The organism is Micromonospora sp. NBC_00617, from assembly GCF_045161355.1.
GTDB lineage: Bacteria > Actinomycetota > Actinomycetes > Mycobacteriales > Micromonosporaceae > Micromonospora.
The window spans coordinates 6,237,215-6,262,425 of record NZ_CP107751.1; the positions used below are offsets into that span (position 1 = coordinate 6,237,215).

The following is a 25,211-nucleotide window of genomic DNA, read 5'->3' on the forward strand; positions in this document are numbered from 1 at the left end:
GGCAGAATGCGCGGATGAGCGAGCTCGCGATCACCGTCATCGGTCGGGACCGGCCGGGCATCGTGGCTGACGTCGCCGAGGTGCTGGCCCAACTGGGCGCGAACCTCACCGACAGCACGATGACCCGACTGCGGGGGCATTTCGCGATGACCCTCATCTGCACCGGGCCGGACGCCGCCGGGGTGGAGGCGGCGCTGGCGCCGCTGGCCGCCGAGGGGCAGCTGTTGGCGACCGTCCGCGCGGTCACGCCCGACGGTGAGGTGGCCCCGGCCGGCGAGCCGTACGTGCTGGCGGTGCACGGGTCGGATCGGATGGGCATCGTCGCTGCGATGACCCGGGTGCTGGTGGACGCCGGCGGGAACGTGACCGACCTGAGCACCCGGTTGGCGGGTTCGCTCTACGTGGTGTTGGCCGAGGTCGAGTTGCCGGCGGGGGTGGCCGAGGCGGTGACGGGACGGCTGCACCGGACGGCCGCCGAGTTGGGGGTCGAGGTCACCCTTCGGCCGGCAGACCCGGATCTGCTGTGAGCGACGGGCGGAGCGGGCCGGACGCCGGCCGGGACGTCGAGGCGTACGCCGGTCTGGGGGACTGGACGCCGGAGTCGCTGGCCGTGGCGGGCGAGGTGCGGGCCGTCCTCTCGGCCCCGCATCCGGTGTTGAGCCGGGCCGGGGACGATGTCGATCCGACGGCGGAGGAGACGGTCCGGCTGGCCGCCGACCTGGTCGCCACGATGCGGGTGTCGCCGGGCTGCGTGGGGTTGGCGGCGCCGCAGGTCGGTGTGGCTGCCCGGGTCTTCGCCGTCGACGTGACCGGGCATCCGAAGGCGGTCACCGTGCACGGCACCTTCGTGCTCTGCAACGCCAGGGTGGTCGAGGCGACCCGCTGGAAGCCGGGTCGGGAGGGGTGCATGTCGGTGCCGGACCTGACCGGGGATGTGAAGCGGGCCAGTCGGCTGGTGGTGGAGGGTGACCTGCCGGGCACCGGCGCGGCGGTCCGGTTGGTGACGGACGGCTTCGAGGCGCGGGCGTTGCAGCACGAGATCGACCACTGCGCGGGGCTGCTCTTCCTGGATCGGGTGGCCGGGGCGCACGCCGTCTACCAGCGCAAGGTCTACCTCTGAGCGGGGGGCGAAACGTCGGCGCGTCCGTCCTCTGTGGAGATTGGTCACGGTGGCCCGGTGACGCTCCGGCGCGTCGTGACGGGCTGGTGGGCGTCGCGCGGCTACGGTGGGGGGCATCATGCGTCTGACGGTCGGCCCCCTGCCACCCGCCGTGTACTGGCGGCGTCGCGCCGTCGTACTCGGAGCGGGGCTTCTCTTCCTGATTGTCCTGCTCTACTCCTGCACCGGGTCGAGCCGCTCCGGCGGTAGACCGAATGCGGGGGCGGGCTCGACGTCGACTCCGACGTCCACGGCGAGTCCCGGGCCGGGCGGTCCGCTGTTGAGCCCGCAGACCGGGGCGCCGTCGGCGTCCGCGCCCGCCGGGTCGAATGCCCCGGACGGGTCGGCCGATCCGAACGCCACGGACCCGAGCTCCGAGACCACCAGCAACGACCCGCCGCCGGGCTCGGCCGCCGGGTCGGTCGACGACGGCACCTGCACCGACGCGGAGATCAGCGTGACCTCGGTGGCGCGGCCCACCTCGGTCCAGCGCGGCGCGGTGGTCGACCTGCAACTGAAGATCAAGAACACCTCGGATCGGACGTGCAGCCGCAACGTCGGCGCCGACCTTCAGGAGATCTTCATCAAGGCCGGTGCCGAGAAGGTGTGGTCCTCGGACACCTGCGGCAAGGTCCAGGGCTCGGATGTGCAGTCCTTCACGCCCGGGTTCGAGCGCTCCTACCGGGTGGGCTGGAACGGGCGGGACACCACCCGCTGCGATGGCGCTGGGCTGGCCGCCGGCCCCTTCCCGCCGGCCGGGACGTACCAGGTGTTCGCGCGGGTCGGCACCAAGTACAGCGCACCCGTGAAGATCACCATCACCGGCTGAGCCGGATCAGACGTACCGCTCCAGGATGGACGCCTCGGCGAGCCGGGACAGGCCCTCCCGGACGCCCCGGGCACGGGCGTCGCCCACGCCCTCGACGGCCTGCAGGTCTTCCACGGTCGCGCCCAGCAGCCGCTGAAGGCTGCCGAAGTGCAGCACCAGGCGGTCGACCACGGCCACCGGCAGACGCGGCACCTTGGCCAGCAGTCGGAAGCCACGCGGGCTGACGGCGGCGTCCAGCGCGTCCGATGCGGCCGGGTAGCCGATGGCCTTGGCGACCGACACCAGGTCGATCAGCTCGGTGGCGCCGAGCAGGTCCAGCTCGACCAGCGCCTCGTCCAGCGTGCGGGACTTGCGGCCGACCGGGAGGTAGTCCCGGATGACCAGCGTGCGGTCGGCGTCGACGCCGGCCATCAGCTCGTCGAGCTGGAGGGCGAGCAGTCGCCCGTCGGTGCCCAGCTCGACGACGTAACCGGCGATCTCGTCGGCGATCCGGCGGACCATTTCCAGCCGCTGCACCACGGCCACCGCGTCCCGCACGGTGACCAGATCCTCGATCTCGAGCGCGGAGAGCGTGCCGGAAACCTCGTCCAGGCGCAGCTTGTACCGCTCGAGGGTGGCCAGCGCCTGGTTGGCCCGGGACAGGATCGCCGCCGAGTCGTCCAGCACGTGCCGCTGGCCGTTGACGTAGAGGCTGATGATCCGCATCGACTGGCTGACCGAGATCACCGGGTAGCCGGTCTGCCGGGCGACCCGCTCGGCGGTGCGGTGCCGGGTGCCCGACTCCTCCGTCGGGATGGACGGGTCGGGCATCAGGTGCACGGCCGCCCGGACGATGCGGGTGCCGTCGCTGGAGAGCACCACGGCCCCGTCCATCTTGCACAGCTCCCGCACCCGGGTCGCGGAGAACTCGACGTCCAGCGGGAAGCCGCCGGTGCAGAGACCCTCGACGACCTTGTCGTAGCCGAGCACGATGAGCGCGCCGGTGCGCCCCCGCAGGATGCGCTCCAACCCGTCCCGCAGCGCGGTGCCGGGTGCCATCAGGGCGAGGTTCGCCCGCAGCGGATCGCCGGCGCTCCCGGCAGCGGCGGTCACGCTCACGCTGATCGGGCGGGCTGGCGAGCCCACGGCGCCGGTGCGGGCCTGGGGCGGCGCTCCGGCAGGCTTGGTGGTATCGCGGTCGATCGGCACGGGCACAGTCTACGGACTGCCGTGCGGTGGGTGCTGTCGTGGTTACTGTGATGTGTCACGATGCGGCCCTTCGAACCGTTTCCACTTGCGCCGATGCTGTCCGGTATCGCCGTTCGCGTCGACACGCTGGGTCACTCGGCGGACGCGCGGGCCGCATGGTGGAGCGCAGAGCGGACATCAGTGACCTCGGTCACCCGCATCCCGTCGGGCCCGGCGCCCGTGCTGGCCGGGCCACAGCCCGGCGGGACCAGCGCCACCTTGAACCCCAGGCGGGCCGCCTCGGCCAGCCGGCGCGGCACCGCTCCGACCCGGCGCACCTCGCCGGTCAACCCCACCTCGCCGATCGCCACGAGGTGCGGCGCGATGGCCAGGTTGAGCCCGCCGGAGGCGACCGCCAGCGCGACGGCCAGGTCGGCCGCCGGCTCCACCACCCGGATGCCACCCACGGTGGCCGCGAAGACCTCGCGGTCGTGCAGGGTCAACCGCTCGGTACGCCGTTGCAGGACCGCGAGCACCATGGCCAGGCGCGCGGAGTCGAGGCCGGAGACCGTACGACGGGGTGAGCCGGCAACCGTCGCGCCGATCAGGGCCTGCACCTCGGTGACGAGGGCCCGCCGCCCCTCCATGGCCACGGTCACGCAGGTGCCGGGCACGGGTTCCGAGTAGCGGGTGAGGAACAGCCCGGACGGATCGGCCAGGCTGCTGATGCCGCCCTCGTGCATCTCGAAGCAGCCGACCTCGTCTGCCGCGCCGAACCGGTTCTTGACGCCGCGCACCAGCCGCAGCGAGGAGTGCTTGTCGCCCTCGAAGTGCAGCACCACGTCGACCAGGTGCTCCAGCACCCGGGGCCCGGCCACCTGGCCGTCCTTGGTGACGTGGCCGACCAGCACGGTGGCGATGCCCCGTTCCTTGGCGACCGAGACCAGCGCGGCCGTGACCGCGCGCACCTGCGTGACGCCACCGGGCACGCCCTCGGTGCCGGTGGTCGAGATGGTCTGCACCGAGTCGAGCACCAGCAGGCCGGGCTTGACCGCGTCGAGGTGCCCGAGCACCGAGGCCAGGTCGCTCTCGGCCGCCAGATAGAGCTGGTCGTGCAGGGTGCCCATCCGCTCGGCACGCAGCCGGACCTGGCTGACCGACTCTTCCCCGCTGACCACCAGGGAAGGGCTGCCGGCGCCCACCGCCCACTGCTGCGCCACGTCGAGCAGCAGGGTCGACTTGCCCACGCCGGGCTCGCCGGCGAGCAGCACCACCGCCCCGGGCACCAGCCCACCGCCGAGCACCCGGTCGAGCTCACTCACGCCGGTGGGCCGGGCGCGGGCCGGAGCGGCGCTGATGGTGGCGATCGGCCGAGCCGGCTCGGCCGGCAGCCGTGAGCTCACCACCCGACCGGAGACGGTCGGGCCGGTCACCGTGGACTCGACCACCGAGCCCCACTCGCCGCACTCCGGGCAGCGACCCACCCACTTGGGCGGCTGGTGCCCGCAGGCGTCGCACTCGTACGCCGGACGCGGTTCGCGGGTGGCGGACCGGCCGCGGGCGGCACCGGCCGTGCCGCCACGGCCAGAGGTCGTTCGGGAGGTGGTCACAACAGGGACGCTAGCCCTCTCGTACGACGAAAACACCCCGGCGTGGTGGTTCCCACGCCGGGGTGTTCGTCGATGTCGGGGTCGGGGTCAGCCGTGGCTGGTGCCGCCCTCGTCGCCCTCGTAGCCGCCCTCACGCTCGATGATCGGCGAGGCGGGCGCGGCCGGGGTGAGCGGGACGGCGATCGGCGCATGGCCGGTGACCGTGTTGCCGTTGCCGAAGTCGAAGGTCACGACGACGTTCTGGCCGGAGCGCAGCGCCTCGGTCAGGCCGACCAGCCGCAGCTGCGTGGTGGCCTCCGAGTCGAGCTGGAGGTAGCTCAGCGGAGCCAGCTCGATCCGGGCGGGCTGGCCCGGCGCGGCCGCGCTCGCCGAACCAGACGCCCGCGCCGACTCCGGGGCGGACGGCGTCGCCGACGACGAACCGGTCTCGGACGGGGTCGCCGACGGGCTGGCCGAGCCGGACGCGGAGGTCGACGGAGTGGCGGACGCCGACTCGGAGGCCGACGGCGTCGGACTCGCCGAGCCACCCGAGACCAACACCTCGCGCGCGCTCTGGGTGGTGACGGTGACCGTCACGGTGCTCTTCGAATCGTTGTAGATCACGGCATTGAGCGGGGCGTCCTGGCCGGCCCGGTAACCCTCGGTGCCCGGGTAGGTGACCAGCAGACCACGCACCGAGTAGGCGCCGTTGGGGGTCGTGAGGCTGACGCCCTGGACCGACGGCTCCTTCAAAGCCGTCTCGGCGACCTGGCCGGCGCCGCATCCGGACGCGAGCAGGCTGGTAGCCGCCGCCATCCCGGACAGCAGCAGGGCCGCCCGCCGGGATCCCCTGATCGAGCGCGTCACGTCGGTCCTCCTCGTTACGATCCCCACCCGGCCGCACGCCGGGCATGGTGGCCATACCCGCGCAGACCGCGCTCCAGGGTAGTTGGAGCTGATCGAGGCCCGCACGGGGACCCGGCAATGCCACCTTCCGGGGTGCCCCTCACACCACCCGACCACTCGCCACCAGCAGAACGACGTCGATGAGGGCCACCAGCATGACCGCCCGGAAGGCGGCGACCGGCCGCCGGCCCGCCCGGGCCGCCGAGCGTCCGGCGTACCAGCTCAGTGGCGGCACGACGGCGGCCGTGCCGACCGCCGCCAGCCCGAGGGCCGACGGCGGCCCGGGCGGCCCCAGGACCAGGATCGCTGTCGCGGCGAGGAGCAGGCCCGCCGCGGCAGCCCGGCTGCCCGCCGCGCCGAGGCGGTGCGGCAGGCCGCGTACCCCCGTCCGGGCGTCGTCGGCCAGGTCGGGCAGCACGTTGGCGAAGTGCGCGCCGGCCCCCAGGCAGGCCGCCGCCGCCAGCAGCCAGACCGGCGGGGTCGGCTCGCCGGGCAGCGCCAGCACCACGAAGCCGGGCAGCGCGCCGAAGGACACGGCGTACGGCACCACCGAGAAGACGGTGGCCTTGAGCGGCCAGTCGTAGAGCAGCGCGGAGACGAGGGCGACCGTCAGCCAGAGCGCCGCCGGAGGGCTCGTGGTCAACGCCAGCAGCGGGCAGGCCAGCGCGGCCGCCGCCGCGGCCCAGGCCGTGACGCGCCGGCCCACCGCGCCGGCGGCGACCGGCTTGTCGGTACGCCCCACAGTGGCGTCCCGCTCGGCGTCCAACGCGTCGTTGGTCCAGCCGACGGCGAGCTGGCTGGCGAGTACGGCGAGCACCACCGAGACGATTCCCGACGGCCGGTGCCCCACTCCCCAGGCGAGCAGACCGGACACCGTGGTCACTGCGGCGGCCGGTTCCGGATGGCTCGCTCTGACCAGCCCTAACACCCTCGACGACATAAGGGAAGTCTGGTCGTTACCGAGCAGTCGTGCCACGCTCGGTGCCATGCGAGACGTGGCTGCGGCCGCGGCGTCCACCGGTCCCCGGGTGCTGCCGCGCAACGACCCGCGCCAGTACGACGACCTGGCCGGCGAGTGGTGGCGGCCCGATGGCGCGTTCGCGATGCTGCACTGGCTGGCCGAGGCCCGCGCGGCGCTCGTGCCGCCGGCGACCCGCCCGGACGCGGTCCTGGTCGATCTGGGTTGCGGCGCCGGGCTGCTCGCGCCGCACCTCGCCGGTAAGGGATACCGGCACGTCGGTGTCGACCTGACCCGCTCGGCGCTGGTCCAGGCCGCCGGGCACGGGGTGCGGGTGGTCCAGGGTGATGTCACCGCGGTGCCGCTGCCCGACGGGTGCGCCGACGTGGTCTCCGCCGGTGAGCTGCTGGAACATGTACCGGACTGGCCGCGCGCGGTGGCGGAGGCGTGCCGGCTGCTGCGCCCGGGCGGCCTGCTGGTGCTGGACACGCTCAACGACACGGCGCTGGCCCGGCTGGTCGCGGTACGGATCGCCGAGCGGCTGCCGACGGTGCCGCGTGGCATCCACGATCCACGGTTGTTCGTGGACGCTCGCGCTCTGGTGGCCGAGTGTGCCCGGCACGGTGTCGAGCTGCGCCTGCGCGGCATCCGTCCGCAGGTCGGCGGTCTGGTCGCCTGGCTGGTGCGCCGGGCGCGCGCGGCGCGGACGCCGGGCGCGACGTCGACGGGCAGTGCCCCGCGCATCGTGCCGACCCGGTCGACCGCTGTGCTGTACCAGGGCCAGGGGGTCCGCAGAGGATAGTCGGCTCGTGGCGGGGTATGGGACGCCGTGAAGGGAGCGATATGACGGTGTACGCGCTTGAGGCGGCCCGCCGGTTGGCGCCGCGGTTCGCCGCGCGGGCGGCGGCGCACGACCGGGACGGCTCCTTTCCGGTCGACGACTTCCGTGACCTGCGGGAGGCCGGCCTGTTCGGGCTGATGGTGCCCCGCGCGCTGGGTGGCCTGGGCGCCAGCTTCGCCGAGTACGCCGCGGTGGCCACCGAACTTGCCCGGGGCAACGGCGCGACCGCGCTGGTGTTCAACATGCACGCCTCGGTGACGGGCGCGCTGGGCGCGGTCACCGAGGAGTTGGCCGAGGCTCTGGGTGTGCCGGACGAGGCGCTGGCCGCCCGCGACCGACTGCTCACCGCCGCCGCACAGGGCTCCTGGTATGCCGTCGCGATGAGCGAGCGCGGCGCCGGTGCGCGACTCTCCCAGTTGAGCACGGTCTACGAGCCGACCGACGAGGGGTGGCACCTCAAGGGCAGCAAGACGTTCTGCTCCGGTGCGGGGCACGCCGACGGTTACCTGGTGGCCGCGCGCAGCTCCGCCGACCAGTCAATGGTGTCGCAGTTCCTGGTGCCGGCCGGTGACGGTCTGAGCGTCGAGCCGACCTGGGACGCCCTCGGCATGCGCGCCACGTCGTCGCACGACCTGCACCTGGACGTCACCGTGCCGACCGACCGGCTGCTCGGCGGGGTGGAGGGGCTGGCGCTGGTGGTCGCCCAGCTGATGCCGCACTGGCTGGTGGCGAGTTACGCGGCCGTCTACGTGGGGGTGGCCCGGGCGGCGATCGACGCGGCGGCCGAGCATCTCAACGCCCGCAACCTGGCCGGCCTGCCGGCGGTGCGGGCGCGGCTGGGCCGGGCGGACGCGGCGACCGCGGCGGCCCAACTGGTGGTGGCCGAGGCGGCCCGCCGGGTGGACGACAGCCCGGGGGACGCGGAGACCAACCGCTGGGTGTGGCGGGCGAAGCTGCTGGCCGGCACCACGGCAGCCGAGGTGGCGGCGTCGATGCTGGAGGCGGCGGGGACGTCGGCGACCCGGCGCGGTCACCCGTTGGAGCGGCTCTACCGGGACGCCCGGTGCGGCTCACTGCACCCGGCCACCTCGGACGTCTGCGCCGACTGGCTGGGCATCGCCGCTCTGGGCGGGGACCCGGACCGCGACGGATCGGCACCGCGTTGGTGAGCCCGCGCGGCGTTACACGTACGGGGGAGGTGCCGGCCGAGGTGGCCGGTGGGACGGCCAGGGGGAGGACAGCGTCAGACGAGAGGTGGGGATCGTGTCCGTACCAGTGATCGCGGGGCTCGGGACAGCGCAGCCGCCGTCCGCTTCCCAGGACGAGTTGTGGGAGGGCTTCTTCTCCCGGCACTTCACCGGCACCACCCGGTCGTTGGCCCAGCGGATCTTCGCGAACTCGGGCGTGACCCGACGGCAGGCCGCGGTCAACCCGCTGCTCGAGGACGTCTCGGACTGGCCGACCGAGCGCCGGATGCGTCGGTACCAGGTGGAGGCGCTGCCGCTCGGCAAGGAGGCGGTGGGGCGTGCGCTGACGGCGGCCGGTCTGGACGCCAGCGACATCGGGCTGTTCATCGTCTGCTCCTGCACCGGGTACGCCACCCCGGGGCTGGACATCCTGCTCGCCCGCGACCTGGGCATGGCGCCGGACACGCAGCGGATGTTCGTGGGTCACATGGGCTGCTACGCGGCGCTTCCGGGGTTGGGCGCGGCGAGTGACTTCGTGACCGCCCGGGGCCGGCCGGCGCTGCTGCTCTGCGCGGAGTTGACCAGCCTGCACATCCAGCCGTCCACCGCCCGGGTGGACACCCAGCAGATCGTGTCGCACGCGCTCTTCTCGGACGCGGCGGTCGCCGCCGTGCTGGTGCCCGGCGGTCGGGGGTACGCGTTGCGCGAGGTCACGTCGGTCACCGACACCTCGACCGCCGACCACATGACCTGGGACGTCACCGACGCGGGGTTCCGGATGGGGCTGTCGCCGAAGGTGCCCCAGGTCCTCTCCCGGCACGTTCGTGGGCTGGTGGACGGCCTGTTGGCGCGGCACGGCGGCGTCAGCTCCGACGTGGACGGCTGGGCGGTGCATCCGGGTGGGCCCCGCATTCTCAACGTGGTGGAGCGGGAGCTGGCCCTGCCGCCGGAGGCGCTGGGCGCGTCCCGGGCGACGCTCGACGAGCATGGCAACTGCTCGTCGCCGACGGTCCTGCTGATCCTGGACCGGTTAGGTCGTTCGGCTTCGGCGCCCCGACGGGTCGTCATGCTGGCGTTCGGTCCGGGCCTCACCCTGTACGCTGCCCTGCTCGATCGACAGGACTGAGCGCCCCGCGATTCGAGCGGTACGCTCACCAGGTGGATGCGGCGGACGACCGGCTGCGGTCGGTGGTGCTGGCCGGGGTGACCCTGGCCGCGCTGGCGGTCGGCGGCTGGTGGTGGCGTGCCGCCGCGCCCACGCCGATGGCCGGGCCGGTGGGCGTACCGAGCGCCGAGCCGAGCGTCAGCACCGAGTTGGAGCGTGTCCTGGCCCGTGGCGTGCCCGAGGGACGGGTGACGGTGCGGGTGGATCCCGACACGGGCGAGGCCGTCCGGGTGGAGGGCGGGTCCTCGCTTGTCGATCCGGAGACGGGCGCTGTCGTCGACCTCGGCGACGATCAGGGCGTGCTCGCTCCCGGGAGCGACCTGCCCTCGTTCCGAGCCACGGTCTGGCGGGAGCAGCGGGAGCTCGCCCCGGGCCAGGCTCTCACGCGTCAGGCGTCCGGCGACGGTTCCCGCTATCTGCTGCAGTACCGGTGCACCCGGCCGGGCACGCTGGCGGTGACGAGCACCGGGGCCGAGATCGCCGGCCCGCCGCGCATCGACTGCGACGGCACGCTGGCCTCCGCTGAGGTGCTGCCCACCGGCGGGCCGTTCCGGGTGTCCCTGTCGGCAGTCGGTGACGAGCCCATCGACGTCGAGGCGCAGCTCGTCGCGCTGCCCCCGTCGTAGGACGACCGCTCAGCGGGCCAGGGCGCTCAGGTCGTCCTGGTACGCGTCGACCGCCCCCGGGTCCGGCAGCACCCGGGTCACCACGCCGGTGCGGTCGACCAGCAGCGCGTTCGCGGCGCCGGGGCCGGGCCCGAGGAACGAGCGCAGTCCACCAGCGGGATCGGCCAGCGCCCGGACGCCGTTGACCGGCGGTGCGGTCGCGACAGCTCGTCCTTCGGTCACGGTGACGACGGTGACGCCGGCGGGCGCCGCCGCAACGGCCTCGGTGACGACGTCCGGGCAGCCGCAGTCGTCCACGAGGATGATCATGGCGGGCAGCAGGCCGCGCAGCGGCACCGGCACCTGCCCGGCATCGACCAGGTCCAGCGCGGGCAGGGCCTGACCGGTGAGCGCCACGGGTGGCGTGGAGGGCGTCGGGGTGGGTCGGTCGGTGCCCCGGCCGACGCGCGGCCAGGTCACGGCGACCAGGCCGGCCAGGGTGGTGAGCATCGCCACCAGCAGGACCAGCAGCGGCAGGGTGAGGGCGCGGTGCCCGGTGTGCCGGCCGACCGCCCGGCGCAGCTGGCGGCGCACCTCGGCGGCCTCGCTCGCCAGGGCCGAGGCGTCGTCGGGGACGACGACGCGGCCCCACTCGGGTGGCAGGTCGGGCAGGCCGTCGGGTGGCCCGTGGCCCTCTGCGTCCGGCTTGCCCATCGGACCCCCAGGAAGCGTCTCGAGAGCGGCGTGTGACTCGGACTCCAGCGTCCCGCACCGGGGGCACCTCCCGCTACATCTGGGCGCGTTTCCGCCGGGCGGGATACCATGGGAGGAGCGCATAGCCCTTGATCTCGACGTTCTGTTCACCCGTATCGGGAAGTCATCCGTGCGTTACGGAGCGTGTTCGAACCATCGGTTTGACCGCCTGTCAAGCTGAAGAAAGACCTCTCACAGGGCCCCTGAGCTGCGCCAACGGTCAGGACATCGGTGAGACATCGTTGCCTGAGCGTGTTACCCTAGACACAGCGAAAGGGGTTTCGAACCTATGGTTTTCAGTGTCGGCGAGACCGTTGTTTACCCCCACCACGGGGCCGCACTCATCGAGGCAATCGAGACTCGGGTCATCAAGGGCGAGCCCAAGCAATATCTCGTCCTGAGGGTCGCGCAGGGTGACCTGACGGTCCGGGTGCCGGCCGAGAACGCCGAGATCGTGGGCGTCCGTGAGGTGGTCGGCGAAGAGGGCCTCGGTAAGGTCTTCGACGTTCTCCGGGCTCCGCACACCGAGGAGCCGACCAACTGGTCGCGGCGTTACAAGGCCAACCTGGAAAAGCTGGCCTCCGGCAATCCGCTGAAGGTCGCCGAGGTCGTGCGTGACCTGTGGCGCCGGGAGCGGGAGCGGGGCCTCTCCGCAGGCGAGAAGCGGATGCTGGCCAAGGCCCGCGACATTCTCGTCGGCGAGGTCGCGCTGGCTGAGAAGAGCACCAAGGACGAGGCGGAGACGCTGCTCGACAAGGTCCTCACCGAGGCCTAGTCCGCACAGCATCGTCGTACCCACTTCGTAGCGAAGAAACCACCGAGGACCGCGACGTGACCGCGCAGCTCAATCCGCGCGGTGACGTCGCGGTCCTTGTGCCTGCGGCGGGTGCCGGCGTACGGCTCGGTCCCGGCCGACCCAAGGCGCTGCGCCTGCTCGCTGGCGAGCCGCTGCTGGTGCACGCCGTGCGCCGGCTCGCCGCCGCGGCATCGGTGCACACGATCGTGGTGGCCGCGCCCGCCGCGGAGGTGGTGGGCGTCCGTGAGCTGCTGGCACCGGTGGCGCCGGTGATCGTGGTGCCGGGTGGCGCCGAACGGCAGGCTTCGGTCGCCGCCGCGCTGGCAGCGGTGCCGGCCGGCCCGACGATCATCCTGGTGCACGATGCCGCCCGTGCGTTGACCCCGCCCGAGTTGGTCGAATCGGTCGCCGCCGCGGTCCGGGGTGGCCGGGCCGCGGTGATTCCCGTCCTGCCGGTCGTCGACACCATCAAGGAGGTCGGCGCCGACGAGGTCGTGCTGGGCACCGTCGACCGGGCCGCCCTCCGGGCGGTGCAGACCCCGCAGGGCTTCCGCCGGTCCGTCCTGACCGCCGCGCACGCCGCGGCCGGCGACCCGCTCACCGACGACGCCGGCCTGGTCGAGAAGCAGGGCATCGCGGTGAGCTGCGTGCCCGGCTCGGAGTATGCCCTGAAAATCACCCGTCCGTTCGACCTGGCGTTGGCGGAGCATCTGCTCGCCGCCGACGGCTGACGCGTAACCTCTGTTCATGATCGTTCCTCGGGTGGCCATCGGCACCGATGTGCACGCGTTCGAGCCGGGCCGGCCCTGCTGGGTGGCCGGCCTGCTCTGGCCCGACCAGGACGGTCTCGCCGGGCACTCGGACGCCGATGTCGCCGCCCACGCCGCCTGCAACGCGCTGCTCTCCGCCGCCGGCCTCGGTGATCTCGGCGCCGCCTTCGGGGTGGACCAGCCGGAGTGGGCCGGGGCGTCCGGCGTGGCGCTGCTGGCCGAGACGGCCCGCCGGGTGCGGGCCGCCGGCCTGGAGATCGGCAACGTCTCGGTCCAGATCGTCGGCGACCGTCCCAAGATCGGCCGCCGTCGGGACGAGGCCCAGCAGGTGCTCTCCGACGCCGTCGGCGCCCCGGTCACCGTCTCCGCCGCGACCACCGACGGGCTCGGTTTCGCCGGCCGTGAGGAAGGTCTGGCGGGCATCGCGGTGGCCCTGGTGTACGACGCGTCGGCCGCCTAGGCTCGCCGCGATGTCCACCGAACCCGCCCCCGACCAGTTCGCCGGCGACGGCTATCTCGAACGCGCCCAGCTCCTCGCCGAGCTGGGACGCCACGACGAGGCGGCCGGCGAGCTGACCGAAGGGCTCGCGCTCAAGCCCGCAGATTCGCAGGCTCTCACCATGCTGGCCCGGGTGCATCTCGTCGCCGACCGGCCGGTCGACGCGCTCGCCGTCGCCGACGCGGCCGTGGCCGCCGCACCGGAGGCCCTGCCGGCGCTCGTCGTCCGGGCCATGGCACTGGTCGACCTGGGGCGCTACGCCGACGCGGCGGTCACCGCCGACCGGCTGCTGGCGCTCGGGCCGACCGACGCGTACGCCCAGCGCAGCGCGGCGGCGATCCTGGCCGACTCGCGCAACGGGCAGCCGGCGCTGAACGCGGCCTGGCGGGGGGTTGAGCTGGCCCCGCAGGAGGCGCAGGCGCACCTGGTGCTCAGCCTGGTCGCGGCCCGGCTGGAGCTGTTCGACCTGGCCGAGCGGGCCTACCGGGAGGCGCTACGACTCGATCCGCGGCTCACCGAGGTCGGGCACGACGTCGGTGTCCTGCACCTGGAGCAGCGCCGCTGGTCCGAGGCGTTGGCGCACGTGGCAGAAGCGGTGACGATCGGCCCGAGCCGGGTCGACTCCCCGCGGACCCTCGCGTACGGCCTGCACCGCCTGGTGCTCTACGGCGCGGGCTGGTCACTGGTCGCCGCGGTGGTGGTGGCGTTCGCGGCGTCGACGAGCGACGGGTTCTCCCGTGTCCTGGCGGTGCTCGCCGCCCTCACCGGCGGCGTCGTGGTCTGGCAGCTCGCGGCGCGGCTGCCGGGGCTCACCCGGACTGTCCTGCCCGCCATGCTGCACGCGGACCGCACGATGGCCCTGGCGATCTACGCGGTGGCCGCCGCGCCGGTGCTGCTGCTCGTGTACGCGGTGGTCGGCTCGCCGTGGCCGCTGGTGCTGGCGATCGTCGTCACCGCGATAGCCGAGTTCGCCATCTTCACCAGAACAACCTTCCGCTGACCCAGGCACCTCAACGCAGGGCGCAATCCGCCGCACGGCGCAACCCGACGCAGGGCGTAACCCCGAAAAGATCACCAGCGTCGTTCAGCTCGCCCACGTCAGGTTTTCGCCGGAGCCCGCCCGCGTCGGGATCAAGCCTGACCGCCCAGAGCGGGCGGGCTCCGGCGAAAACCCACAACAGCGACTAAACAGAACGCGCCCACGTCCAGGCGTACCCCTCGTCCTCGCAGGCGCGCGCCGCGTCGCACAGCTCGAGGGGCCGGAAGGTGTCCACCATGACGGCCAACTCGTCGAAGTGGTCCGCGCCGATGGAGCGTTCGGCGGCGCCCGGCTGGGGGCCGTGGGTGAAGCCGGACGGGTGCAGTGAGATGGAGCCCTGCTCGATGCCGGAGCCGCGTCGGGCCTCGTAGTTCCCGCCGGTGTAGAAGAGCATCTCGTCGGAGTCGACGTTGTGGTGGTTGTACGGCACCGGGATCGACTGCGGGTGGTAGTCGACCTTGCGGGGCACGAACGAGCAGATGACGAAGTTGGGGCCCTGGAAGGTCTGGTGCACGGGCGGGGGCTGGTGGATGCGGCCGGTGATCGGCTCGAAGTCGTGGATGGAGAACGCCCACGGGTAGAGGTGTCCGTCCCAGCCGACGACGTCGAACGGATGGTTGGCGTACACGTAGCGGGTCCAGCCACGACGGTGGCGGACCAGCACCTCGACCTCCTCGCCGTCGACGAGCAGCGGGGCGTCCGGGCCGCGGACGTCGCGCTCGCAGTACGGCGAGTGCTCCAGGAACTGGCCGCGGACGGAGAGGTAGCGCTTGGGCGGGCCGATGTGCCCGGCCGCCTCGACGGTGAGCAGCCGAACGGGCTGGTCGCCGGTGGGCACCAGCCGGTGGATGGTCGAGGTGGGGATGACGACGTAGTCGCCGGCGACCGCGTCCAGCGCGCCGAACGGCGACTCGACCCGCAGGCTGCCCGCCTCGACGTAGAGGCAGTGGTCACCGGTGGCGTCGCGGAACAGCGGGGAGGGCCGGTCGGCGAGGACGTACCCGATGCGGACGTCGTCGTTGGCGAGCAGGTACTGCCGGCCGAGGATCGGGTCGGCGCCGCCCGCGTCGAGCTTGTGGGTGCGCAGGTGGCGCGGCTTGAGCGGCAGGTTCGGCGCCCGGGTGTACGTCGGCGGGGTGAACTCGTCGGCGGCCAGGATCGCCGTGGGGGCGTGCCGGTGGTAGAGCAGGGACGAGTCGGAGGAGAAGCCCTCCTGACCCATCAGCTCCTCGGCGTAGAGGCTGCCATCGGGCTGGCGGAACTGGGTGTGGCGCTTGCGCGGCACCTCGCCGACGCTGCGGTAGTACGGCATGTCGCCTCCCGATATATCCCGTTCACCGGCCGAAGGCGTCCGATAATCGGACGCTGTTGTCCGTTCCTTGTAGCGTCCCGTACATTCTTGTTCCGTGTCAACGCAGGTGCCCGCGCTCCTCGACGGCCTGGTGGACGACGCCGCCGTCTTCCCTCCGGGCAGCGCCGCGCTGCCCGACGCCCTGACCGCCCACCGCCGGCACCGCGCCGCCTGGTACGCCGACCTGGTGGGCCCGCTGCTCATCCCCGCGTCGACCGTCGCGGCCGGTGAGCTGAACGGTCTCGTCGACCCGGCTGAGGGCCTGGTGATCGGGCTGATCGGTGACACCGGCATCGGTCGTCTGCCCTTCGCGCTCTCGTTCCTGGCACCCGACGGCGTCACCGCACGCCAGGTCGAGGTGGCCGTCGCCAAGCGGGGCGAGAACCCGCTGCCCGGCATCGCCGAGCTGCTGCGGCTGACCGAGGAACTGCCGGACGTCGACGCTGTCTACGCCGAGCTGCCGCTGACCTTCGGGCTGATGGGCGCCCTCGACGCGGTCGCCGCCGCCCGCGCCGACGGCGTGCCGATCGCCGCCAAGTTCCGCACCGGAGGGCTGGCCGCCGAACTGTTCCCCACGCCGGCCGAGCTGGCCGCCGTGATCTGCGCCTGCCGGGACCGGGCCCTGCCGTTCAAGCTCACCGCCGGGCTGCACCAGGCCGTGCGTCACCTCGACCCGGAGACCGGTTTCACCCACCACGGGTACGCCAACGTGCTGGCCGCGACGCTCGCCGCAGCCGACGGGGCGAGCGTGCGGGTGGTCGCCGAGCTGCTGACCGCGCTCGACCCGCGCCCGCTGCTCGAACGCGCCAACGAACGGCTGGACGCGCCGCGCCCACTCTGGGTGGGTTTCGGCTCGTGCAGCATCCTGGAACCACTTACCGATCTGATCCGGCTGGGGCTGGTGAACGGGGGGCACGACGCATGACCTGGGTGACCGGCGTTGACGGTTCGCCGTACGGGGTGACGAACCTGCCGTACGGGGTGTTCTCCTCCGGTGGAGGCCGGCCACGGATCGGCGTACGGATCGGGTCGTGGGTGTTCGACCTGGCCGGTGCCGAGACCGCCGAGCTGGTGCTGGCTGCTGGCGCGCTGTGCCGGCCCACCCTCAACGACTTCATGGCGCTGGGACGTCCGCAGTGGACGGCGGTGCGCCAGCGGATCGGCGAGCTGCTGACCGACCCGACGCACCGGCCGGCGGTGGAACCGCTGCTGGTGCCCCTGGCCGACGTGGAGCTGCTGCTTCCGTTCGAGGTGGCCGACTACGTCGACTTCTACTCCTCGGAGCACCACGCCTCGAACGTCGGGCAGATCTTCCGCCCCGGTCAGCCGCCGCTGCTGCCCAACTGGAAGTACCTGCCGATCGGCTACCACGGGCGGGCCGGCACCGTCGTCGTCTCCGGCACGCCGGTGACCCGGCCCACCGGCCAGCGGGCGTCCGCCGAGGGTCCGGTCACCGGCCCGTCGGTACGCCTCGACATCGAGGCCGAGGTCGGCTTCGTGGTCGGTGTGCCCAGCCCGCTGGGCGCCCGGGTGTCCGTCGACGACTTCGCCGACCACGTCTTCGGAGTGGTGCTGGTCAACGACTGGTCGGCCCGCGACATCCAGGCGTGGGAGTACCAGCCGCTCGGCCCGTTCCTCGGCAAGTCCTTCGCCACCTCGGTCTCGGCCTGGGTGACGCCGTTGGACGCGCTGGCAGAGGCCTTCGTGCCGGCTCCGGAGCAGGACCCGCCGGTCGTCGACTACCTGCGCGACGTGCCGCACCTGGGGCTCGACCTGCGGCTGGCGGTCGAGTGGAACGGCGAACGGGTCAGCGAACCGCCGTTCGCCAGCATGTACTGGACCCCGGCCCAGCAGTTGGCGCACCTCACCGTCAACGGCGCGTCCCTGCGGACCGGCGACCTGTACGCCTCGGGCACCGTCTCCGGCCCGGACCGTTCCCAGGTCGGCTCCTTCCTGGAGCTGACGTGGGGCGGTGCCGAGCCCGCGAAGGTCGGCACCGAGAGCCGTACCTTCCTGGCCGACGGCGACACCGTCACCATCACCGCCACCGCGCCCGGCCCGGACGGCACCACCATCGCCCTCGGTGAGGTCACCGGAACGGTCCGCCCGGCCCGCTGAGCCGGTCCGTCCGCAGGGCCGCTGAGCCGGCCTGTCGGGAGCGCGCCCGCCTCCGCTCGCGCCTGAGCGCCTGTCCGTCTCATCGATGAGACTCGTGCTCGCACCGTCTGTGCGATCACCAAGCCTGGTTACCCCGTTGGTCATCCGGACCACGTCGCCCCGCCACCCGTACGGCCGGATCTCGCCCGGTCGCGGGTGGTGGGGGGCATCCCGACGCACACGGAGGTAACGACTATGCACGATCTCACCGGAGCGCTCTGGCGCACCAGCAGCCGTTCCAACGACCAGGGGCTCTGCGTGGAGGTGGCGGACAACCTGGTCGACGTCCTCGGTCTGGTCGCTCTCCGCGACTCCAAGGACCAGGCCGGCCCCACGCTGGCCGTCAGCCCGCCGGGGTGGACAGCGTTCATCGGCGCGATCAGGGGTGGTCGCTTCGACCGCTGACCGGCACGCCGGGCACCGGTGGACGATCGGTGCCAGGCGACCGCCGGAACGGACAACGGGGCCTCCGGGCGGTGAAAATTCCGTCTGGGGGCCCTCATCCGGCCCGCACCGCGCGTACCGTCGACGACACGGGAGGGTGGCATGTCGACGGTGGCGGTTACCGGGTTCATCGAGGCGCACGCTGTCGATGTCTGGCGTCTGCTGACCGACCTGCCAGGCCGGGCCACCCGGCTGACCGCGGCCGGCCCGGTCGAGGTGCTGACCCCGGGCCCGTTCGGGCCGGGCACCGCCTGGCGTGAGGCGCGCGCCCAGCCGGGCGGCGGCACACTCACCGAGGAGTTCCTGGTGGTGGAGGCGCTCGCGCCGCAGCGTCTGGTGCTCTGTTCCTCCGGTGCCGGGGCCGACTACCGGATCACCTGGAGCCTGCGGCCGGTCCGGCGTCGCCGCCGCGCCCGCACGGCGGTCACCGTCACTCAGGAGGCCGTGCCCACCGATCCGTACGGCCGGGTGGTGGCGCTGCTGCTCGGTGGCCTCGCCGCCCGGGCGGTCGAGGTGGCACTCCGGCGTGATCTCGCCGACCTGACCGTCGCGGCCGGCACCCTCGGCTCGGTCGAGGCGGCCTGACCCGCTCACCCGCGCACCGCGTGCGTACAACCTGGCCGGGGTCCGGTCGGTTGCCCTGGGTAGGGTGCCGGGCGGAGGTGCGGCATGGGGTTCCCGAGGGGCCGACGACGGCTCGTGCTGGCGGCGGTGGTGCTGCTCGCCGTGGCAGCCGCTGCGGTCATCGTCCACCGGGTGCTCGCGCCGGCCGAGGTGAGCACGCCGGCGCGCGGCGCACATCCGGCCGCGCCCCGACCGGCCGCCGGTGTGGTCGGTCGGCTGCCGGTCGCCCCGTTGATCGTGGACGGCAGGCTGCGGGTGTACGCCGCACACCGCCAGGTCTACGCCGACCGACCGGTCGACGGGCGGCACCGGACAACGCCCTACTGGTCGTACCGGCGCTGGCCGGCGGAGCTGACCGGGGTGGTGGCGAGCGGCAGCACCGTGATCAGTCGCTGGTCCGACGGTCGGCTCGTCGCGCTCGACGCGTCCACCGGGCGGGTGCGGTGGCGGGCCGACGGCCCGGTGCCCGCCGAAAGGCCGGGGGTGATCCGGCGGACCGGGGCCGCCACGGTCTGGGACGCGCGCGGGCTCCTTCTCACCGACCTCACGGACGGCCGGACGGTGCTGACGGTCACCGGTGACAGGCAGGCCCGCGGGGTGGAGGTGGCCGGCGGTCGGGAACTGTGGCGAGCCGATCTGCCCGGCGCCTGCCGCAGCGACCTCGGCACCACGGCGACCGGGCAGTTGATCGGCCTGGACGCCTGTGCCGGGCCGGCCACGATCGAGTTCCGGGATGCCGCGACGGGTGTGGTGGGTGAGCGTTGGCGACCGCCGGGCGGCCCGGATCGGCTGGTGGTCACCCCGCTCGGTTGTCGTACCGGCCGGTCGGGCTGCCTGGGCCTGCGGACGGCCGGCCCCGGTGACGCCGGCGGCCGCGGCTGGCTGCTGGGCGGTGGCGGGCCGCTGGCCGCGCCCGCGCTGGACCCGGCCGGGGTCACCCTGGCGGGTGACCAGGCCGTCGCCGTCGTCGACGGGGTGGCGGTGGGCCGGTCGGCGCGAACGGGCGCCGAGCTGTGGCGTTTCGCCGGCCTGGGACCGGCGCGGGTGCTCGCGGTGCAGCCCGGCCGGGCGCATCTGCTGACCGAGGCCAACGAGCTGGTGACCCTCGACCCGGTGACCGGGGCGCTGCTCTCCCGTTACACGCTCAACGTGGGCTCGGATGGCACGGGCTGGGCGCCCGGGGCGGTCTGGGCCGAGGACGGCTACGTCGCGGTGGAACGGCTGCGCGAGCCGGTCGACCCGAACGGCGACGACCAGCGCTACTACCTGACCTCCGAGGCGGTGATCCTGGCCGCCACCTGATCGGGGCACCGGGTCATGAAACTTTCACCCATATCTGACCAGAAAAGGTACTTTTCTCACGGTTCAGGTTTCTGGTGAGAGGGGTCGGCGCATGGGCAGCAGGGCAGCCAGGTGGTGGGTCGGCGGCGTGCTCGCCGCGACCGCGAGCCTCGTGATCACGGTGCCGCCGGCGCTCGGGTCGGACGAGACGTCGGCGAGGGCGTTCGCCGCCGTGCGGGTCGCACCGTCGGACGACACGGGTGTCACCTTCGAGGTGGTGCCGGCCTCGCCGACCGTCACCCCGCCCACACCCACGCCGACCCGGCACCCGCACACCCCGACGCCCAGCCACGGTGGAGAGTTGCCGGTCACCGGCTCGGGTGGGTCGGTTCTGCTCCTCGTCGCGCTGGGCCTGACCCTGCTGGCCGTCGGTTGGCTGGCCGCACGCCGCCGCCGACCCAGCTGACGCACCCCGGCGGTGTCAGCGTCCGGCCGGGATCCGCTCGTGGGGTGTAGCGGCAGGGGAGCGGCGGGAGCGACGGGACCGGCGCAGGAGCACCGCGAGACCGGTGGCCAGCAGCAGCGCCGCGACGGCCGCCCCCAGCGTCCAGGGGGACAGCATGCGGGAGACGACGCTGCCCTTGCGGCCGGCCTGGCCCGGGTCGGGGAACCGGATCTGTGCGGTCAGGTTCCGCTTCACCAGCCCGCTCTCCAGGTGCACCTCGGCTTTCCAGGGGCCGTTCGGCAACTCGGCGGGAAGCCGGGCGACGACCTGCCCGGCGCCACCCGCGGGCAGGGTGACGCCCTGCCCGACCGGGAACGGGCCGGCTCGGCTGCCGGCCGGTCCGTCGCTCAGGGTTATCGCGCCGGTCAGGTCGATGGCACGGCCGCCGGTGTTGGTGACCTGGACGGTCAGCGACGGCACGCCCTCGGGGCTACGGGCCGGCCGCAGGTCGCCGATCGCGAAGTCGGAGGCCGGTTCGCCGCCGGGACCGATGTCGAGATACATCCGGACGCCGACCCGGTGGATCTGCTTGACCTCGCCGTTCGCCCGGGGTGCCGAGGTGGTGGACGCCCAGAGCACCCCGTATCGCTCGCCCCGAGAGGCGGCCGGCGGCACGGTGATGGTGGCCCGCACACGAGCCTCGCCCCACGGGTCCAGCTCCACGGCGCTGCGGTCGAGCGTGATCCAGGACGTCAGCTCGTTGGCCGCGTGGCCCTCACCGAACGTGAACGCCGAACCGTCCAGGACCGCCGCCGCCGGGTACACGTCGACGTGGCGCGGCTCGCCGGTCCGGTTGACGATCAGCAGTTGCCGCTTGATGGTGGTGCCCGGCGGTAGGTGGTCGACGATGTAACGCAGCGCCCGCGGGTCGTCGCGGCGGTCGGTCGGGGCTTCCAGCAACCGGATTCCGATGCTGCCCTCGTCCGACCCCGCGTCCGGCTCGGCCGCACCGGCCCGGGTCGACAGACCCGGACCGGCGAGGCAGAACAGGGCGAGCGCGACCGCGATGGCCGACCGCCCCCGGCGGTCACGCCACCGAATGTGTCACCGTGCCGGTGTAGATGCCCGCGATGCTGTCCAGCGGGACGTTGACGACCAGGGTGGGGTTCCAGGAGGCGGTGTTGCCACCGGTGCCGCCGGAGTGGGTGAACGCGGTGAGCGGGGTGACGCTGTCCAGCGGCGCCGCGTCGCCGGCGGTGACCTGGCCCGGTGTGAAGGTGCCGGTGCCGGTGGTCGCGGTCGCTGGACCGGACCAGTAGTCGATCTCGGACGGCAGTACCGTCTCGGGCGGAGAACCACCGCCGGTCTGGAACACCGTCGACGTCACCGAGGCGACCCAGGAAGCGTCGGCGGCGCCTCGGGAATCGGTGACGGTCACCGTGCCGAGCTGACCGGTGATGGTGCCACCGGGTGCGCCGGTGCCCAGGTCGGCGGTGGCCGGCGCGTCGATGTCGAGGGTGCCGACGAGCACCTCGAAGGTGACCGTCGTGGTGTCGGTGGGCGCCGCGGCGGCTGGTGCGGCGAGGAAGCCGACCATCGCGGCGGCGGCCGCTCCGGCGAGACAGATCTTGGCAGTACGCACTGTTCGTTACCCCGTTTTCTCGAAGTGGGCCGGCGCGGGTCTGCGCCGCGCCGGCTACTTCGGAAGATAGGGCAAATAACACGCAAAACTGGACAAACGAATCTTATGTCACTGGTTGGTCACACTGCGTCCGCTCAGGTCAGCGCCGCCTCCGCGGCGGCCAGGAACGCGTCGTTCTCGGCCGGAGTGCCGATGGTGACCCGCACGCCGTCCCCGGCGAACGGCCGGACGATCACCCCGCGCGCCTCGCACGCCTTGCCGAACGCCACGGCCCGGTCGCCCAGTGGCAGCCAGACGAAGTTGGCCTGGCTGGTCGGCACGTCGGGCACGAACTTGCGCAGCGCCTCGGTGACTCGGTCCCGCTCGGCGACGACCAGCGCGCAGCGGCGCTCCATCTCGCCGGCCTGGGTCAGCGCCGCGAGCGCGCCCGCCTGGGCGGCCGTGCTGCTGGAGAACGGGGTCGCCACCTTGCGAATGGCGGCGGCCACCACCGGCTGGGCGACCAACCAGCCCATGCGCAGCCCGGCGAGCCCCCACGCCTTCGACAGCGTGCGCAACACCGCCACGTTGGGCCGGTCCAGGAAGTCGAGACCGTCCGGCACCTCCGGGTCGGTGACGAACTCCCGGTACGCCTCGTCGATGACCACCAGCACGTCGTCCGGCACCGCGTCGAGGAACCGGTCCAGCTCGGCTCGGCGTACCGCCGTACCCGTGGGATTGTTCGGGTTGCAGACGAAAATCACCCGGGTCCGGTCGGTCACCGCCGCGGCCATGGCCGCCAGGTCGTGCCCGTGCCCGGCGTCGTTGGGCACCCGCACGCTTGTCGCGCCGCTGGTCGCCACGATGATCGGGTACGCCTCGAACGACCGCCACGAGTACAGGACCTCGTCACCGGGCAGGCAGGTGGCCCGGACGAGGTGCTCGGCGAGCGCCACCGACCCGCAACCGGTGGCGATCCGGTCCGCGTCCACGCCGTAGCGCTGCGCCAACGCGTCACGCAGCGCGACCACGCCCATGTCCGGGTAACGGTGCGAGGCCGTGACCGCCTCGGTGACCGCCTCGACCACACCCGGCAGCGGCCCGTACGGCACCTCGTTGCTGGCCAGCTTGATGGCCTCCGGCAGACCCAGCTCGCGCGCGAGGTCCGCAGGGCTGCGCCCCGGCACGTAGCTGGGCAGCGCGTCCAGGTCGGCGCGGGTCAGTCGCAGCGCGGGCTCGTGACGTCCGGAGTCGGTCATGGCGTGTCTCCCGAGGGCTGGGGGTGGTCGTCTGGGGCGGGGGAAGCGGCGGTGTCGGGGACCTCGACGACCACCGTCTGCGCGCGCTTGTCGTGCAGCGCCCGGCGCAGCGGGTGATCGAAGAGCGGGGACAGGGAGTCGACCAGTTGCAGCAGCAGGCCGAGCCCGGCGCAATACCAGAGCAGGGTGGGCAGGCCCAGTGTCGTCCACCGGGTCAGCGCCCTACCGAAGCCCAACGGCTGGTCGGCGGCGATCGGGACCGCCTTGATCCGCATCACCCGCTTGCCGATGGTCTGCCCGTTGGCCGCCATGGCGGGCACCTCGTACGCCAGCCACAGCGCGGTGGCGATCACCACGATCACCACCTGGAGGAGCCCGGTCTGCTCGCTGATCGGTGGCATCCCCTCGGTGGAGGTGTTGCCCTCCAGGCCGCGCCGGAACGCCTCCCGCCAGTATGGCAGCAACTCGTCCAGCCACCGCCAGACGAACCAGCCGTTGACCAGCACATTCAGCGCGAACACGACACCGAAGTCGATCAGCCGGGCGACGAGCCGGCGGCCGTAACCGGCCAACCTGAGCCCGTGCGGCCGAGGCTCGGGCGGACGGCCGAGCCAGCCGGGCGGACCGCCGGGCGGGGCCCAGCCCGGCGGCACGCCCTGCGGCGTCCAGCCGGGCGGGCCGGCCTGCGGGCCCCAACCCGGGGCGGCCTGCGGACCGTGCCCCGGTTGCGAGGCCGGCCCGGAGTGCGGGGGCCAGCCCGGCGCGGTGCTCACCGGCTGGTCAGTGGCGGGAGCGGCCGGGGCGACCGGCGCGGGCGGCGGCTCGGCCGGCGGCGGCCCGTCCGGCGGGGTGGCGTCGACAGGAATGGGCGCGCCGAGCCAACCCTCGCCGTCCCAGTACCGCCGGGTCTCGGTGTCGGCGGGGTCGACATACCAGCCGGGTTGCACGCTCACGCCGACGCTCCGCTTCGCTGCGCGTCCGCGTGCGACGCCACGCTACTGTGCCTGCTGGTTCGCTCGCTGCGCTCGCTCACTGGGCCACCTTAACGACGATCGTTTCGGCTGCCTTGTCGTGGAGGCACTGCTGCCAGGGCTTGTCCCAGAGCTGCCAGAACCCGTCGAGGTAGCTGCCCCCGGGCACCAGGCCGGCGAGTTGCTGCACCAGGTACCGCTTGGCGGCGGTCCAGCGGTCGAGGGTGCGGGTCGGATCGAGCGGCACGACCCGCAACTTCATGGTCTTCTTGCCGAAGGTCTGGCCGGTCCGGAACATCATCTCGACGTAGTACACGTACGAGAGCACCAGCGAAGCGGCGATGATCGCGAGGTCCAGCCACAGCAGCGGCAGCAGGAAGTCGTGGTAGAAGTCCGGCTCGGCCATGGTGCCGTCCGACGCGACCTCGAAGAGACCCGGCGCGATGACGACGAAGAAATAGATCATCGCGGGCACGGTGAACACCAGGCCGACCACCATGAAGACCGCGCAGTCGATCAGGCCCGCCAGCAGCCGGTCGCTGAAGCTGGCGAGCGGCTGCCCACCCGGGCTCAGCGTCGGCGGCGGGGCCACCGGCCGGGGTGGGCCGGGATACCACGGCGGTGGGCCATAGCCGAGCGGCGCGTACTGCGGTGGAACCGCGTATCCGGGTGGGGCGTGGTGCGGCGGCACGGCGTACCCCTGGGGGATCTGTCCGGGCGGCGGCGCGACGCCGCCGGCGGCGGGCGGAGGCCCACCGACCGGCGGCGTCGGGTACGACGGAGGCTGCGTCACGC

28 protein-coding genes are annotated in these 25,211 nt (G+C 73.3%); 17 read left to right on the forward strand and 11 right to left on the reverse strand.

Annotated features, from left to right (window positions below; genetic code table 11):
• Positions 1-14: 14 nt before the first annotated feature.
• The 3 genes from OG505_RS28870 (at position 15) to OG505_RS28880 (ending at position 1,988) form a co-directional block, all read left to right on the forward strand.
• Positions 15-527: a glycine cleavage system protein R gene (locus tag OG505_RS28870; RefSeq protein ID WP_405429184.1), complete on the forward strand. Its 513-nt coding sequence runs from the start codon at positions 15-17 to the stop codon at positions 525-527.
• Entirely contained in the window at positions 524-1,120 is a 597-nt protein-coding gene (locus tag OG505_RS28875) for a peptide deformylase (protein ID WP_405429185.1), read from the forward strand. Before OG505_RS28870 ends, OG505_RS28875 begins: the two co-directional genes overlap by 4 nt.
• Before the next feature lie 118 nt (positions 1,121-1,238).
• On the forward strand, positions 1,239-1,988 hold the full coding sequence (locus OG505_RS28880; RefSeq protein ID WP_405429186.1) for a hypothetical protein: 750 nt from the start codon (positions 1,239-1,241) through the stop codon (positions 1,986-1,988).
• A 6-nt stretch (positions 1,989-1,994) separates the two neighbouring features.
• Here the strand turns inward: OG505_RS28880 and disA are convergent, their stop codons facing one another.
• The 4 genes from disA to OG505_RS28900 form a co-directional block, all read right to left on the reverse strand.
• Positions 1,995-3,176: a DNA integrity scanning diadenylate cyclase DisA gene (gene disA, locus OG505_RS28885; protein WP_007466050.1), complete on the reverse strand. Its 1,182-nt coding sequence runs from the start codon at positions 3,174-3,176 to the stop codon at positions 1,995-1,997.
• Positions 3,177-3,307: 131 nt separating this feature from the next.
• Positions 3,308-4,765: a DNA repair protein RadA gene (gene radA, locus OG505_RS28890; protein ID WP_405429187.1), complete on the reverse strand. Its 1,458-nt coding sequence runs from the start codon at positions 4,763-4,765 to the stop codon at positions 3,308-3,310.
• Between the two features lie 87 nt (positions 4,766-4,852).
• Complete coding sequence (locus OG505_RS28895; RefSeq protein WP_405429188.1) at positions 4,853-5,611, reverse strand: hypothetical protein; 759 nt, start codon at positions 5,609-5,611, stop codon at positions 4,853-4,855.
• Between the two features lie 139 nt (positions 5,612-5,750).
• A complete protein-coding gene (locus OG505_RS28900; RefSeq protein ID WP_405429189.1) occupies positions 5,751-6,590 on the reverse strand; it encodes a UbiA family prenyltransferase in 840 nt (279 codons plus the stop codon).
• A 46-nt stretch (positions 6,591-6,636) separates the two neighbouring features.
• Here OG505_RS28900 and OG505_RS28905 point away from each other — a divergent pair, with 46 nt between their 5' ends.
• The 4 genes from OG505_RS28905 to OG505_RS28920 all read left to right on the forward strand — a co-directional run bounded on the left by OG505_RS28905 (position 6,637) and on the right by OG505_RS28920 (position 10,427).
• Positions 6,637-7,410, forward strand: coding sequence for a class I SAM-dependent methyltransferase (locus tag OG505_RS28905; protein WP_405429190.1), 774 nt, complete (start codon positions 6,637-6,639; stop codon positions 7,408-7,410).
• 41 nt (positions 7,411-7,451) lie between these two features.
• On the forward strand, positions 7,452-8,618 hold the full coding sequence (locus OG505_RS28910; protein WP_405429191.1) for an acyl-CoA dehydrogenase family protein: 1,167 nt from the start codon (positions 7,452-7,454) through the stop codon (positions 8,616-8,618).
• 94 nt (positions 8,619-8,712) lie between these two features.
• A complete protein-coding gene (locus OG505_RS28915) occupies positions 8,713-9,762 on the forward strand; it encodes a type III polyketide synthase (protein ID WP_405429192.1) in 1,050 nt (349 codons plus the stop codon).
• A gap of 32 nt (positions 9,763-9,794) precedes the next feature.
• Complete coding sequence (locus tag OG505_RS28920; RefSeq protein ID WP_405429193.1) at positions 9,795-10,427, forward strand: hypothetical protein; 633 nt, start codon at positions 9,795-9,797, stop codon at positions 10,425-10,427.
• Between the two features lie 9 nt (positions 10,428-10,436).
• On the opposite strand, the gene OG505_RS28925 is transcribed toward OG505_RS28920, so the two are convergent.
• Positions 10,437-11,120: a hypothetical protein gene (locus tag OG505_RS28925; RefSeq protein ID WP_405429194.1), complete on the reverse strand. Its 684-nt coding sequence runs from the start codon at positions 11,118-11,120 to the stop codon at positions 10,437-10,439.
• 328 nt (positions 11,121-11,448) lie between these two features.
• On the opposite strand from OG505_RS28925, the gene OG505_RS28930 reads away from it, so the two are divergent.
• From OG505_RS28930 to OG505_RS28945, 4 genes are read left to right on the forward strand one after another with little or no spacing between them, the layout of a single operon-like run.
• Positions 11,449-11,934: a CarD family transcriptional regulator gene (locus OG505_RS28930; RefSeq protein ID WP_007073334.1), complete on the forward strand. Its 486-nt coding sequence runs from the start codon at positions 11,449-11,451 to the stop codon at positions 11,932-11,934.
• A 56-nt stretch (positions 11,935-11,990) separates the two neighbouring features.
• Positions 11,991-12,686 (forward strand): 2-C-methyl-D-erythritol 4-phosphate cytidylyltransferase, encoded by a 696-nt coding sequence (gene ispD, locus OG505_RS28935; protein WP_405429195.1) that lies wholly within the window; start codon positions 11,991-11,993, stop codon positions 12,684-12,686.
• A gap of 16 nt (positions 12,687-12,702) precedes the next feature.
• Entirely contained in the window at positions 12,703-13,185 is a 483-nt protein-coding gene (ispF, locus tag OG505_RS28940; RefSeq protein WP_405429196.1) for a 2-C-methyl-D-erythritol 2,4-cyclodiphosphate synthase, read from the forward strand.
• Between the two features lie 10 nt (positions 13,186-13,195).
• Positions 13,196-14,224 carry a tetratricopeptide repeat protein gene (locus OG505_RS28945; protein ID WP_405429197.1) on the forward strand — a complete coding sequence of 343 codons (1,029 nt, stop codon included), beginning with the start codon at positions 13,196-13,198 and terminating at the stop codon, positions 14,222-14,224.
• A gap of 184 nt (positions 14,225-14,408) precedes the next feature.
• On the opposite strand, the gene OG505_RS28950 is transcribed toward OG505_RS28945, so the two are convergent.
• Positions 14,409-15,575 carry a homogentisate 1,2-dioxygenase gene (locus OG505_RS28950; RefSeq protein WP_405429198.1) on the reverse strand — a complete coding sequence of 389 codons (1,167 nt, stop codon included), beginning with the start codon at positions 15,573-15,575 and terminating at the stop codon, positions 14,409-14,411.
• A gap of 94 nt (positions 15,576-15,669) precedes the next feature.
• Between OG505_RS28950 and OG505_RS28955 the strand changes: the two genes are divergently transcribed.
• The 6 genes from OG505_RS28955 (at position 15,670) to OG505_RS28980 (ending at position 20,586) form a co-directional block, all read left to right on the forward strand.
• Positions 15,670-16,539: a hypothetical protein gene (locus OG505_RS28955; protein WP_405429199.1), complete on the forward strand. Its 870-nt coding sequence runs from the start codon at positions 15,670-15,672 to the stop codon at positions 16,537-16,539.
• Positions 16,536-17,732 carry a fumarylacetoacetase gene (gene fahA, locus OG505_RS28960; RefSeq protein ID WP_405429200.1) on the forward strand — a complete coding sequence of 399 codons (1,197 nt, stop codon included), beginning with the start codon at positions 16,536-16,538 and terminating at the stop codon, positions 17,730-17,732. Before OG505_RS28955 ends, fahA begins: the two co-directional genes overlap by 4 nt.
• Before the next feature lie 234 nt (positions 17,733-17,966).
• The gene (locus OG505_RS28965) at positions 17,967-18,176 is read left to right on the forward strand and encodes a DUF397 domain-containing protein (RefSeq protein ID WP_007466013.1); all 210 of its coding nucleotides are present in this window, start codon (positions 17,967-17,969) and stop codon (positions 18,174-18,176) included.
• 141 nt (positions 18,177-18,317) lie between these two features.
• The gene (locus OG505_RS28970; protein WP_405429201.1) at positions 18,318-18,800 is read left to right on the forward strand and encodes an SRPBCC family protein; all 483 of its coding nucleotides are present in this window, start codon (positions 18,318-18,320) and stop codon (positions 18,798-18,800) included.
• 84 nt (positions 18,801-18,884) lie between these two features.
• Entirely contained in the window at positions 18,885-20,141 is a 1,257-nt protein-coding gene (locus OG505_RS28975; protein WP_405429202.1) for a PQQ-binding-like beta-propeller repeat protein, read from the forward strand.
• A 91-nt stretch (positions 20,142-20,232) separates the two neighbouring features.
• Positions 20,233-20,586: an LPXTG cell wall anchor domain-containing protein gene (locus tag OG505_RS28980; RefSeq protein WP_405429203.1), complete on the forward strand. Its 354-nt coding sequence runs from the start codon at positions 20,233-20,235 to the stop codon at positions 20,584-20,586.
• A gap of 15 nt (positions 20,587-20,601) precedes the next feature.
• Here the strand turns inward: OG505_RS28980 and OG505_RS28985 are convergent, their stop codons facing one another.
• The 5 genes from OG505_RS28985 to OG505_RS29005 form a co-directional block, all read right to left on the reverse strand.
• Complete coding sequence (locus tag OG505_RS28985; protein ID WP_405429204.1) at positions 20,602-21,525, reverse strand: hypothetical protein; 924 nt, start codon at positions 21,523-21,525, stop codon at positions 20,602-20,604.
• A 127-nt stretch (positions 21,526-21,652) separates the two neighbouring features.
• On the reverse strand, positions 21,653-22,207 hold the full coding sequence (locus tag OG505_RS28990; protein ID WP_405429205.1) for a hypothetical protein: 555 nt from the start codon (positions 22,205-22,207) through the stop codon (positions 21,653-21,655).
• A 134-nt stretch (positions 22,208-22,341) separates the two neighbouring features.
• Complete coding sequence (gene hisC, locus OG505_RS28995; RefSeq protein ID WP_405429206.1) at positions 22,342-23,445, reverse strand: histidinol-phosphate transaminase; 1,104 nt, start codon at positions 23,443-23,445, stop codon at positions 22,342-22,344.
• Positions 23,442-24,398: an RDD family protein gene (locus OG505_RS29000; protein ID WP_405429207.1), complete on the reverse strand. Its 957-nt coding sequence runs from the start codon at positions 24,396-24,398 to the stop codon at positions 23,442-23,444. The genes hisC and OG505_RS29000 overlap by 4 nt, the downstream gene beginning before the upstream one ends.
• A 76-nt stretch (positions 24,399-24,474) precedes the next feature.
• Positions 24,475-25,209 (reverse strand): RDD family protein, encoded by a 735-nt coding sequence (locus tag OG505_RS29005; RefSeq protein ID WP_405429208.1) that lies wholly within the window; start codon positions 25,207-25,209, stop codon positions 24,475-24,477.
• Between the last annotated feature and the right edge of the window lie 2 nt (positions 25,210-25,211).

What these genes read in the sequence shown, in the direction of transcription:
- OG505_RS28930 (WP_007073334.1), top strand. Translation starts at nt 11,449, where the DNA reads ATGGTTTTCAGTGTCGGCGAGACCGTTGTTTACCCCCACCACGGGGCC.
- OG505_RS28980 (WP_405429203.1), top strand. Translation starts at nt 20,233, where the DNA reads ATGGGCAGCAGGGCAGCCAGGTGGTGGGTCGGCGGCGTGCTCGCCGCG.
- OG505_RS28925 (WP_405429194.1), bottom strand. Translation starts at nt 11,120, where the DNA reads ATGGGCAAGCCGGACGCAGAGGGCCACGGGCCACCCGACGGCCTGCCC.
- hisC (WP_405429206.1), bottom strand. Translation starts at nt 23,445, where the DNA reads ATGACCGACTCCGGACGTCACGAGCCCGCGCTGCGACTGACCCGCGCC.
- OG505_RS28870 (WP_405429184.1), top strand. Translation starts at nt 15, where the DNA reads ATGAGCGAGCTCGCGATCACCGTCATCGGTCGGGACCGGCCGGGCATC.
- OG505_RS28970 (WP_405429201.1), top strand. Translation starts at nt 18,318, where the DNA reads ATGTCGACGGTGGCGGTTACCGGGTTCATCGAGGCGCACGCTGTCGAT.
- OG505_RS28965 (WP_007466013.1), top strand. Translation starts at nt 17,967, where the DNA reads ATGCACGATCTCACCGGAGCGCTCTGGCGCACCAGCAGCCGTTCCAAC.
- OG505_RS28905 (WP_405429190.1), top strand. Translation starts at nt 6,637, where the DNA reads ATGCGAGACGTGGCTGCGGCCGCGGCGTCCACCGGTCCCCGGGTGCTG.
- OG505_RS28950 (WP_405429198.1), bottom strand. Translation starts at nt 15,575, where the DNA reads ATGCCGTACTACCGCAGCGTCGGCGAGGTGCCGCGCAAGCGCCACACC.
- OG505_RS28975 (WP_405429202.1), top strand. Translation starts at nt 18,885, where the DNA reads ATGGGGTTCCCGAGGGGCCGACGACGGCTCGTGCTGGCGGCGGTGGTG.
- ispF (WP_405429196.1), top strand. Translation starts at nt 12,703, where the DNA reads ATGATCGTTCCTCGGGTGGCCATCGGCACCGATGTGCACGCGTTCGAG.
- OG505_RS28880 (WP_405429186.1), top strand. Translation starts at nt 1,239, where the DNA reads ATGCGTCTGACGGTCGGCCCCCTGCCACCCGCCGTGTACTGGCGGCGT.
- OG505_RS28945 (WP_405429197.1), top strand. Translation starts at nt 13,196, where the DNA reads ATGTCCACCGAACCCGCCCCCGACCAGTTCGCCGGCGACGGCTATCTC.
- OG505_RS28910 (WP_405429191.1), top strand. Translation starts at nt 7,452, where the DNA reads ATGACGGTGTACGCGCTTGAGGCGGCCCGCCGGTTGGCGCCGCGGTTC.
- fahA (WP_405429200.1), top strand. Translation starts at nt 16,536, where the DNA reads ATGACCTGGGTGACCGGCGTTGACGGTTCGCCGTACGGGGTGACGAAC.
- OG505_RS28900 (WP_405429189.1), bottom strand. Translation starts at nt 6,590, where the DNA reads ATGTCGTCGAGGGTGTTAGGGCTGGTCAGAGCGAGCCATCCGGAACCG.